This is a genomic window from Corallococcus sp. AB018, assembly GCF_003986945.1.
Taxonomy (GTDB): domain Bacteria; phylum Myxococcota; class Myxococcia; order Myxococcales; family Myxococcaceae; genus Corallococcus; species Corallococcus exiguus.
Genome location: NZ_RAWR01000020.1, coordinates 58,742 through 68,501, shown reverse-complemented (window position 1 = coordinate 68,501; position 9,760 = coordinate 58,742). Strand labels below are relative to the sequence as shown.

The 9,760-nt window shown below is 70.3% G+C and carries 9 protein-coding genes; 1 reads left to right on the top strand and 8 read right to left on the bottom strand.

Annotated features, from left to right (window positions below; genetic code table 11):
• Window positions 1-945, top strand: a 945-nt coding sequence (locus D7Y11_RS07115; protein ID WP_233607219.1) for an SDR family oxidoreductase, incomplete at its 5' end; no start/stop codon positions are given.
• Window positions 946-961: 16 nt separating this feature from the next.
• On the opposite strand, the gene D7Y11_RS07110 is transcribed toward D7Y11_RS07115, so the two are convergent.
• The 8 genes from D7Y11_RS07110 to D7Y11_RS07075 form a co-directional block, all read right to left on the bottom strand.
• On the bottom strand, window positions 962-1,318 hold the full coding sequence (locus D7Y11_RS07110; RefSeq protein WP_121760816.1) for a DoxX family protein: 357 nt from the start codon (window positions 1,316-1,318) through the stop codon (window positions 962-964).
• Between the two features lie 57 nt (window positions 1,319-1,375).
• Window positions 1,376-3,013 carry a phosphoglucomutase (alpha-D-glucose-1,6-bisphosphate-dependent) gene (gene pgm / locus D7Y11_RS07105; protein ID WP_126933310.1) on the bottom strand — a complete coding sequence of 546 codons (1,638 nt, stop codon included), beginning with the start codon at window positions 3,011-3,013 and terminating at the stop codon, window positions 1,376-1,378.
• A gap of 142 nt (window positions 3,014-3,155) precedes the next feature.
• On the bottom strand, window positions 3,156-4,454 hold the full coding sequence (locus D7Y11_RS07100; protein WP_121752421.1) for an AmpG family muropeptide MFS transporter: 1,299 nt from the start codon (window positions 4,452-4,454) through the stop codon (window positions 3,156-3,158).
• 111 nt (window positions 4,455-4,565) lie between these two features.
• Complete coding sequence (locus D7Y11_RS07095) at window positions 4,566-5,531, bottom strand: hypothetical protein (RefSeq protein ID WP_126933309.1); 966 nt, start codon at window positions 5,529-5,531, stop codon at window positions 4,566-4,568.
• Between the two features lie 11 nt (window positions 5,532-5,542).
• Window positions 5,543-7,186 (bottom strand): caspase domain-containing protein, encoded by a 1,644-nt coding sequence (locus D7Y11_RS07090; RefSeq protein WP_233607218.1) that lies wholly within the window; start codon window positions 7,184-7,186, stop codon window positions 5,543-5,545.
• Window positions 7,183-7,971, bottom strand: a complete 789-nt coding sequence (locus D7Y11_RS07085) for a DUF4384 domain-containing protein (protein WP_126933308.1) — start codon at window positions 7,969-7,971, stop codon at window positions 7,183-7,185. The genes D7Y11_RS07090 and D7Y11_RS07085 overlap by 4 nt, the downstream gene beginning before the upstream one ends.
• Window positions 7,968-8,510, bottom strand: a complete 543-nt coding sequence (locus tag D7Y11_RS07080) for an RNA polymerase sigma factor (RefSeq protein WP_233607217.1) — start codon at window positions 8,508-8,510, stop codon at window positions 7,968-7,970. The genes D7Y11_RS07085 and D7Y11_RS07080 overlap by 4 nt, the downstream gene beginning before the upstream one ends.
• Before the next feature lie 28 nt (window positions 8,511-8,538).
• Window positions 8,539-9,537 (bottom strand): hypothetical protein, encoded by a 999-nt coding sequence (locus D7Y11_RS07075; protein ID WP_126933307.1) that lies wholly within the window; start codon window positions 9,535-9,537, stop codon window positions 8,539-8,541.
• Window positions 9,538-9,760 lie beyond the last annotated feature (223 nt).

Genomic DNA, 9,760 nt, shown 5'->3' with positions numbered 1-9,760 from the left:
GTGGGAGGAGTTCCGCATGAGCGCAGGAGCGTCGTCTGGCGCCGGCCGGGTCCGGCGGGTTGCGGAGGGTTGGCCGTGGTGAGTGGGCCGGTGCTCGTCACGGGGCCCACGGGCAACGTGGGGCGTGCGGTGGTGCGCGCGCTCCTGGCCGAAGGGGTGGCGGTGCGCGCGGCGGTGAAGTCGCCGGAGCACACGGTGTCGCTGCTCAAGGAGATGGACGGGGACGTGATGCCGACGCCGCTGGACTTCCTGCGGCCGGAGACGTTCCTCCCCGCGCTGGAGAACGTGCGGGGCGTGTTCCTGATGCATCCGCCCGCCATCGCCCACGCGGAAGGGACGCTCAACGCGTTCATCGACGCGGCCGCCACGCAGGGCGTGAAGCAGGTGGTGTTCCTGTCCATGGCGGGCGCGGAGACGCGCGCGTGGGCGCCGCACCACGCGGTGGAGGAGCACCTGATGCGCTCCAGCGTCGGGTGGACGCTGCTGCGCCCGGCGTTCTTCGCGCAGAACCTGGGAGACGCGTACCGCGAGGACATCCGCCAGGACGGCCGGCTCTACATGCCCGCGGGCCACGGCAAGGTGGCCTTCGTGGACGTGCGCGACGTGGGCGAGGTGGCGGCGCGGGCGCTCCTGGACACGTCGCTGCGCAACCGCGCCTTCACGCTCACCGGCCTGGAGGCGGTGTCGTTCGAGGAAGTCGCGTCCGTGCTGTCGGAGGTGCTGGGCCGGCCCATCCGCTACGTGCCCGCGTCGGTGCCCGGCTACGTGCGCCACCTGCACCAGCGCCGGCTGTCATGGGGCCAGCTGGGCATGCAGACGCTGATGCACGTGGGGCTTCGCTTCGGGAAGGCGGAGCAGGTGGACCCCACGCTCACCTACCTGCTGGGCCGTCCCACGCGCACGGTGCGCCAGTACATCGAGGACCACGCGCCGCTCTGGCGCTGACGAGGCTCCGGCGTGCTCAGACGTACCAGAGCGCCCAGGCGATGAGCACGACCTGGAGCGGCAGCCGCGCCCAGAGCATGCCCCGGGGAATCTTCCGGAACTGCTCCGGGTGCTGGGCCATGTAGATGTTCGCGGGGAACACCGCCACGAACAGCGCGACCAGGCCCCAGGCCGCGAGCCGCGTGGTGGCGGGCACCAGCAGGAAGATGCCCAGCAGCACCTCCGCCACGCCGCTCAGCAGCACCAGCTCCCGGGGCCGGGGCAGGTACGGCGGCATGATGCGCATGTACATGCGGGGCTTGAGGAAGTGGTTCACCCCCGCCACGACCATGAACAGCGCGAGCACGTACTGCAGGATGGTTTTCACTTCCATGGGCGGTGGGGCTCCTCGCGCGGCATCGAAGCCCGCGCGAGGCGCCAGAGTCCACGCCTACTTTCCGGCGAACGCCTCTGAGACGATGGCGCGCGCCTCCTGGACGATGGCGTCCAGGTGCGCCTGGTCGCGGAAGCTCTCCGCGTAGATTTTGTACACATCCTCCGTGCCGGACGGACGCGCGGCGAACCAGCCATTCTCCGTCGTCACCTTGAGGCCGCCCAGGTCCGCGTTGTTGCCCGGCGCGCGCGTGAGGCGCTGGAGGATGGGCTCGCCCGCGAGCGACGTGGCCTTCACCGCCTCCGGCGACAGCTTCTTCAGCGCGGCCTTCTGCGCGGACGTGGCCGGCTGGTCGATGCGCGTGTACAGCGGCGCGCCGAACCTCTTCGCCAGCTCCTGGTAGTGCTCGCCGGGGTCCTTGCCGGTGCGCGCCAGGATTTCCGCCGCGAGCAGGTCCAGGATGATGCCGTCCTTGTCCGTGGTCCACACGGTGCCGTCCTTGCGCAGGAAGGACGCGCCCGCGCTCTCCTCGCCGCCGAAGCCCAGCGAGCCGTCCAGGAGGCCGTCCACGAACCACTTGAAGCCCACCGGCACCTCCACCACGCGGCGGCCCAGGTCCTTGCCCACGCGGTCGATGAGGCTGCTGCTCACCAGCGTCTTGCCCACCGCCGCGTCCGCCTTCCAGCCCGGGCGGTTGCGGAAGAGGTAGTTGATGGCGACCGCGAGGTAGTGGTTCGGGTTCATCAGCCCCATGCTGCGGGTGACGATGCCGTGGCGGTCGGAGTCCGTGTCGTTGCCGAACGCGAGCGCGTACTGGTCCTTGAGCTTCACCAGGTTCGCCATCGCGTACGGCGACGAGCAGTCCATGCGGATCTTCCCGTCATGGTCCGCGGGCATGAAGCCGAAGGTGGGGTCCACGGTGGGGTTCACCACCGTGAGGTCCAGGCCGTACTTCCGAGCGATCGGCTCCCAGTAGTTCAGGTTGGAGCCGCCCAGCGGATCCGCGCCCAGCTTCAGCTTCGCGCCCCGGATGACGTCCAGGTCCACCACGTTCGCCAGGTCCGCCACGTACGGGGTGATGAAGTCATACGGCTTCACCGTGGCGCTCGCGCGCGCCTTCTCGTAGGGGACGCGCTGCACGCCCTTGTTGCCCGAGGCCATCAGCTCGTTGGCGCGCTTCTCCACCAGCGACGTGACGTTGGTGTCGGCTGGGCCGCCGTTGGGCGGGTTGTACTTGATGCCGCCGTCCTCTGGCGGGTTGTGGGACGGGGTGATGACGATGCCGTCCGCGAGCCCGCTCGTGCGGCCCCGGTTGTACGTGAGGATGGCGTGGGAGATGACCGGCGTGGGCGTGGCGCCGTCCGTGTAGCGGACCTCCACGCCGTGGGCGGCCAGCACCTCCAGCGTGGTGCGCTGGGCGGGCTCGGAGAGGGCGTGCGTGTCCATGCCCAGGAACAGCGGGCCGTCGTAGCCCTGCTGCTTGCGGTACTCGCACAGGGCCTGTGCCACCGCGAGGATGTGCGCCTCGTTGAAGCTCCGGCGCGCGGCGCTGCCCCGGTGACCGGAGGTGCCGAAGGCCACGCGCTGCTCGGCCACGGACGCGTCGGGCGTGTCGTCGTAGTACTGCGCGCGCAGCTTCTCGGGATTGATCAGCAGGTCGCGCGAAAGGGGCTTGCCAGCGGAAGGGTGGGCCATGTCGAGGCAACCCTAGCCGCGCGCGCTCTGAGAGGGGAGCCCAAGTCGTGGCCCTGTCGCGCGCCTCACCCGTCTTGACGCGCTCCGTCCAGTAGCGGGCGGGTCGCGGGCTGTCGGGACGGGGATGCGTGTCCGGAAGCTGTCAGCGCGCCACGGCGACGGAGGCCGCGGAAGACGACGCGGGCGGGACGGATTCGGGCGCGGGGGGCTCGTCTTCCTTCGGCTGGGCGGCGTTCTCCGGCAGGAACGTGAGCAGCACCAGCGCGGGGATGGCCGCCGCCGCGGTGAAGGCGAAGAAGGTGGGCCAGCCCATCCACGTGGCCAGGTAGCCGGACACGGAGCCGATGAGCCGGTTGGCGATGGTGCCCAGCGCGGACAGCAGCGCGTACTGCGTGGCGCTGAAGCTCTTGTGGCACAGCGACATGATGAAGGCCGCGAACGCCGTGACGCCCAGGCCCGTGCACACGTTGTCCACGGCGATGGTGGCCGCGAGCATCAGGTCGTTCTTGCCCACCAGCGCCAGCGCCATGAAGGCCAGGTTGGTGAGGCCCTGCGCGGCGCCGAAGATGAACAGCGCGCGGCGCATGCTGAGCTTCACCATCAGCACACCGCCCAAGAGGCCGCCGCCGATGGTGGCCACCATGCCCAGCGTCTTGCTGAGCGTGCCAATCTCCGTGTTGGAGAAACCCAGCTCGATGTAGAAGGGCGTCACCATGCTGGCGGCGATGGCATCCCCCAGCTTGTAGAGCACCAGGAACGCGAGCACTCCCAGCGCGTACTCGCGGCGGAAGTAGTCCACGAAGGGCCGCACCACCGCGTCCGCCAGGTTGCGCGGAGGCCGCACGCTCTGGGGCTCCGGGGCCAGCAGCGTGGCCACCACGCCCACGCCCATGAGCACGCCCATCACGTAGTACGTCTGGGACCAGCCCAGGTGATCCGACAGGATGAACGCGAGCCCGCCCGCCACCAGCATGCCCAGCCGGTAGCCGGTGACGTACAGCGAGTTGCCCAGCCCGCGCTCCTCCAGGGTGAGGATGTCCGTGCGCCACGCGTCCGCGACGATGTCCTGGCTGGCGGACAGGAACGTCACCACCACCGCCATGCACGCCATGGCCAGCGGGGTGTCCTTCGGGTTCACCAGGCCCATGGCGGCGATGGCGCCCATGAGCAGCACCTGCGTGAGCAGCATCCAACCGCGCCGCCGGCCCAGGAAGGGCAGGGTGTAGCGGTCCATCAGCGGCGCCCACAGCACCTTGAAGGTGTAGGGCAGCGCCACCAGGCTGAAGATGCCAATCGTCTTGAGATTGACCCCCTCGTTCTTCATCCACGCGGAGAGCGTGACGCCGGTCAGCCACAGGGGGAGGCCGGACGCGAAGCCGACGGCCATCAGGAGCCAGACGCGCCGGCTCTTCAAGACGGTGAGAAGCGAGGAGTTGGGCATGGGGGCGCGGGAAACCGCCGCCAGCATAGAGAATCCACCCCGCGCGTCACCTTCCAACGGCCAGGGACTGTCCGCCCGGCTGCTGTCCGGCCCTAAGCCCGGGCGGCCTCTTCAGGGCTTCGGGTCCAGCGCGGACACGTCCGGGCAGGTGCGGCGGTCGCCCTCGGTGGGGGTAATGAAGTCCCAGTTTCGCTGCATGAAGGTGATGCGCGTCCGGGTGTCCCAGCACTCCGTGTACTGCGCGCCCTTCGCGTCCCCGTCCAGGATGTTGAGCACCAGCACGCCCCGGCCATCCGGCGTCCAGCGCGCCAGGATGTCCAGCGTCTCCAGGAGCCCGCCGGGAATCAGGTCCGTGTTCGGCAACCGGAACGCCATCTCCCCCAGGCCCTCGGGCGTCTGACGCGACGCATAGCGGGTGTTCGGGGTCGCGGCGCCCGCGCCGGTGAAGAGCAGCTCCACGCGCGTGGGCAGCGCCTTCGTCTGGTAGTCGATGTCCAGCCGGTCCAAGGACTTCGCGTCGCCCGTGTCGAAGCCGTGCGCACGGGCCGCCTTGAGGTCCAACGCGAGCGTGCCGGTCCCCTTGCGGATGCCGCCGTCCGCCTTGAAGGTTCCGGGCAGGTAGGTCCACCACGCGTCCTCGCCACCGCCCTGGGGACGGAACTGGAGGAGGTACGCGAAGGAGGCGCCCTGGCGCTCCATCACGAAGCGCAGCTCGTGGCCCGGGTGGTCGTCGGAGGGGAAGGGGCCCCAGATGCGCTGGTCGGTTTCGCGCGTGGTGGGCGGGGCGTTGCGGAACAGCTCCAGCAGGGAGAGCAGGCCGTCCACGCTGGTGTTGAACTGCGTGCCCGCCTGGTATGCCTGAAGGGCGAGAGGCGACGTGCCGCCCAGCACCTGCGACGCGCTCAGCCGTTGGGCGCGAGTGCCCAGGCCCTGGCCGGCGCGGGCGCTGTCCGGCAGCTTCGCGGCCAGGTCCTCGCGCTGGGGCAGGGCGTTCTGGAACTCCAGGTCGTCGTTGGAGAAATCGCCGCCGCACGCGACCGCGAGGAGACAGGGGAGGGCCAGGGCAAAGGTTCGCATCACGTGCTCCCTCATGGCTGGTACGTGAGGAGCGCGGCGAGTTCCCAGAACCCCAGGGAGCGCTGCGCGTCGACGGTGTATTGGAGGTACTGCAGGCGGCTGCGCGCGGTGAGGTTCAGCTTGCGCGTGAGCTGGAATCTCGCGCCCGTCGCCAGGCCCGGAGACACCATGGCGAAGCGTTGATCCGGGAACGCCGCGTCGTCGAACTTGCGGCCCATGATGAGGTACGCGACGCGAACGCCCACGAAGGGGGAGAAGCGGCCCACGGGCCATTCGGCGGTGAGGCTGGTGCCCACGTTCACCACGGAGTAGCGGTACGCCGGGCCCGCCAGCGTGGGCAGTGTCAGCACGCCGTTCGTGCCGCCCACCGCCGCATCGAAGCCCCAGACCCAGTCGCGGCGGAAGTAGTCGTGCAGCTCGGCCTCCGCGCCGAAGAGGGGCACGGACAGGAAGAGGGACTGGCGCGTCTGGGGGTCGAAGAAGGACTGGAAGCCGCCGGTGAGGCCGAACGCCCACCACGCGCCCTTGTTCAGCATCGCCCCCTTCACGGGGTCGTCGGAGAAGGGCGCGTCCTTGAAGCGCGGCTCCTGCAGGATGGTCGTGCGTCCGCGAGCGACCTCCACCTCTCCGATGCGCAGCCGGTCACTGAGCCGGCGCTTCACGCGGTAGGTGCCGGGGGCCAGGGCCACGCGGCGCTCGGTGTCCACGGCCTTGTCCAGCTCCGCGACCACGAGGCCGCCTGGATCCACGAAGTAGTAGGAGCCCGCGGGGGCGTTGCCGGGAACGACCAGGCCTTCGGCGCTCGCGCGCAGGTCGGTGAGGACCAGGTCGCCGTTGCCGGCGAGGTCGTAGCTGAACGTGGGGTGCTGGGGGCCCGCGCTGCTGTCGGCCGTGTCCGCGACCGTGCGGGCGTAGGCGTGCGAATACGCCTCGAAGAGCGTCACGCGTCCGTCGCCGCTGCGGTCCGCGTCTCCCAGCAGGCCGCTGGCCAGGTGATGGGAGAAGTAGCTGCCGCCCAGCGCGTCCGACTCCTGCGAGTCCTCGTCCGCGGCGCTGGAGGTGAGGATGACGACGCCCCGAGCATCGCGTGCCGCGCCGGACTCCACGTCGAAGGCCGGGGCCTTGCGCGCGCCCTTGGTGCGGGTGAGCGCACCGGAGCGGCAGGAGTCGAGGATGGCGATGCGGATGTCCACCGGCGCGTCTGCCAGCCGGCGTTTGAGCGCATCGAAGGCGAGCCGCGAATCACCCAGCCGCAGCGCGCCGTCCTTCGCGTGGCCGGAGTAGTAAACGAACAGCGCGGTGCGCTCGCCGCGAGCCTGGGCCGCGCGGGCCCGCTGCTCCAGCTCCGACAGCGCGACGAGGAAGTCCTTCGCGTCGTCGTCGAGAAGGAGCTTCGCGTCGGTTGGGGACACGCCGCCCAGCCGCGTGAGCAGGTCGTGCATCTTGCGCGCATCGTCGCGCGCGTAGCTCAAGGGCCGCGTGTCCGCGCCGCCCGTGTCGTTGCCGGCGATGAGCGCGAAGCGGTGCAGCGTGTCCGCGTGCGCGGCGGTGGAGGCCAGCACCAGCGCTGGAATCGACGCCCGCATTGCCGAGCCCAGGGCCCGTGCCCAGGCCGCCACGGGAGCGAGCACCTGTTTCACGGGGCCGTCGCTCATGGCTTCAGCAAGATCCACTGCGTCTGCGTGCCCGCCACGTCCAGCGGGGCCATGCGGGTGACGTCCCGGCCCGCCGCGACGAAGGACTTCCGGGCCGCGTCGCTCAGCGCGTCCATGGACACGGGCGCGTCCGTCAGCACCAGCACCACGCGCTCCGCACCCGCGCCGGTGAACTCCACGCTCTCCGGCAGCCAGTGCTGCCCCGCGCCCGGCTCCACCGCGAGGCTGTCCCCGGACTCCGGATACAGCGGCGTCACCTCGCCCTGCGCATCCACCGACAGCGCCGCCACGTAGCGGAACGCATCCGCCGTGTAGCCCAGCCGCACGCGCTCACCGGCTTGCAATGTCTCCGGCGCCTCCGTGCTCGCCACCCGCTGCGGATCCACGCCTCCACCGATTCGCAGCTCCGCGCCCGCGCCGCCTTTGATGCGATTGCCCGCGGCGAGCGGTTGGGTCGGATCCGTCCTGCCACCGGTCTCCAGCAGCGGACGCGCCAGCACCAGCACCACCACGGATGCCGCCACCGCCATCAGCGGCCGGACCCACTGCGCGCGCGTCGCCGGCTCTCTCGAAGCCTGCCGCGCACGGGCCCGCTCCACGCCAGCCTCGAAACTTTCGAAGGGCACCTCCGCCTCGAACGCGGCCTGCGCATCCGCGAAGGACCTCAGCGTCGCTCCACACGCTTCGCACGCCTCCGCATGCTCCCGAACGCGGCTCGCCTCGTGGGTGGGCAACTCACCGGCGTGCAGGCGGCGCAATGTCCAGTTCGACTCGTGCGCGCTCATCGGACGCTCAGCTCCTCTCCACCCAGCTCCGCGAATTGCTCCAGCCGCTTGCGCACCGTGGGCACCGAACGCCCCAGCACCGCGGCCACCTCTTCCAGCGTCATCCCATCCACGTGGTAGTGGATCGCCGCCGCCTGCGTCTCCGCGTCCACCCGGGCCAGCAGCTTGCGCACCAGGTCTCGCGTCTCCATCGCGTCCGCGCCGCCATGGCCCTCTGAACGGGCCGCTTCGTCCCGCGCGAACCACTTCCTCCACGCCGCCCCTTCCGAGCGCAGCTGGTTGAGGCAGTGGTGCGTGGCGATCTTCATCAGCCACGTCAGCGGAGACGCCTCCGCCCGGAACGACTCCCCGTGCACGAGCGCGCGGGCGAAGACGTCATGCATCGCGTCCTCCGCCCGGCTCGCGTCCTTCAGCAGGTAGCGGCAGCGCTCACGCACGCTGCCGCCATACTTCACATACAGCTCGCGCAGGACGGCCCGCCGGTCCTCGTTGGGACGGGGAGGCACCACCTTCAGGGCCAGCGGGGTCGGTCCGGTCACGCGCGGCGCAAGCCTACCGCGCCCCGGCTCACAGCGACGAGTACACCGCCGCCGAGAACCCGCCGCAGGCCGCCTCCGCCTCGCCGTAGCCCAGGCGCGGGTCCAGGCTGACGCGGAAGTAGGTGCTGAGGAAGTTCGTGTCCCAGCACTCGTTCAGCGTGGCCTCGCCCACCAGGTCGCCCCCCGTCACCTTGATGTCCGAGCGGCCCGCCCCCGTCGCAGTCCAGCGGCTCTTGATGGACAGCTTCTCCAGCTTCGCGCGCAGCGGGTCACCGTTGTCGATGTCCTCGTTCGTCGCGAACTCGAACTCGCCGCCCGCCGTCGCGGACGCCTTGTAGTGGTAGGTCCCGTCCACGCGCTTGTTGGGGTCCTTCTCGTCACGCACCTGGTGGAAGTCCGCGTCCACCGTGGCCTCCGCGGAGGCGCTCGGGCGCGCGTAGCGGATCTCCACCGTGCCCACGTTGTCGTCGGCATCCGGCAGGGTGTGCGCGGCGTCCCAGTCGATGAACAGCTCGCCGGAGCCGTAGCCCTTCACGCGCTCGCCGTCCGCGTCCACCGCCACCTGCTGCGCGCCGGACAGCACCGCACGGAAGGCGCTGTCCTCCTCGCCCTTCGCCTTGCCCTCCAGCACCCAGGAGAACGACGTCTCCCCCGACTTCGTCACCGTCAGCCGCCACGTGGTGGGGCTCAGCGCCTCCGTGCTCGGGCCCCACACCGCTTTGTTCTCCTCCAGCGTCGTCGGCGGATACTTGGAGATCTGCTCGATGAGGTTGAGCACCCACAGAGTGCCGCCGTTCACCGCCACCGTGGCGTTCACCGTCGCCTGGTAGTACTCCGCCTTCTGCCCCTGGCCGTACTGCGCGGAAGGGCCGGCCGCCGTCAGGCCCTGGCCGTTCGCCTTCGGCGCCTTCACCTGCGTCATCTCCTTGGAGGGCAGGCCGTCACGGAACGTGTCCGCGTCGTTGCTCTCGGTGTCGTTGCAGCCCACGAACAACAGGGAGGCACACAGCAGGCTCTTGCGCAGCATGGTCGGGTGTCCTTTCAGGGCCCGTCTCATGCGGGCCGTGCGGCAGTGAATTCGCCCCTATGGACACAGGCCGGCCGAAAAACAGAAAAAGCGCTCGCTAGGAGTGGAAAAACACAGCGAAACCAAGCGCTTGGCGTCTGGCTGCCTGCTCTCCGGGCGCCCGCGCCCGCCTGCCTGACGGTTGAAATGGGCCATCCCTACCTTTCGCCCATGGAAAAACGAC

Bases quoted from the DNA above. Each gene is read 5' to 3' on its own strand.
- D7Y11_RS07075 (WP_126933307.1), bottom strand. From the start codon at position 9,537: ATGCTGCGCAAGAGCCTGCTGTGTGCCTCCCTGTTGTTCGTGGGCTGC.
- pgm (WP_126933310.1), bottom strand. From the start codon at position 3,013: ATGGCCCACCCTTCCGCTGGCAAGCCCCTTTCGCGCGACCTGCTGATC.
- D7Y11_RS07090 (WP_233607218.1), bottom strand. From the start codon at position 7,186: ATGAGCGACGGCCCCGTGAAACAGGTGCTCGCTCCCGTGGCGGCCTGG.
- D7Y11_RS07095 (WP_126933309.1), bottom strand. From the start codon at position 5,531: ATGCGAACCTTTGCCCTGGCCCTCCCCTGTCTCCTCGCGGTCGCGTGC.
- D7Y11_RS07085 (WP_126933308.1), bottom strand. From the start codon at position 7,971: ATGAGCGCGCACGAGTCGAACTGGACATTGCGCCGCCTGCACGCCGGT.
- D7Y11_RS07110 (WP_121760816.1), bottom strand. From the start codon at position 1,318: ATGGAAGTGAAAACCATCCTGCAGTACGTGCTCGCGCTGTTCATGGTC.
- D7Y11_RS07100 (WP_121752421.1), bottom strand. From the start codon at position 4,454: ATGCCCAACTCCTCGCTTCTCACCGTCTTGAAGAGCCGGCGCGTCTGG.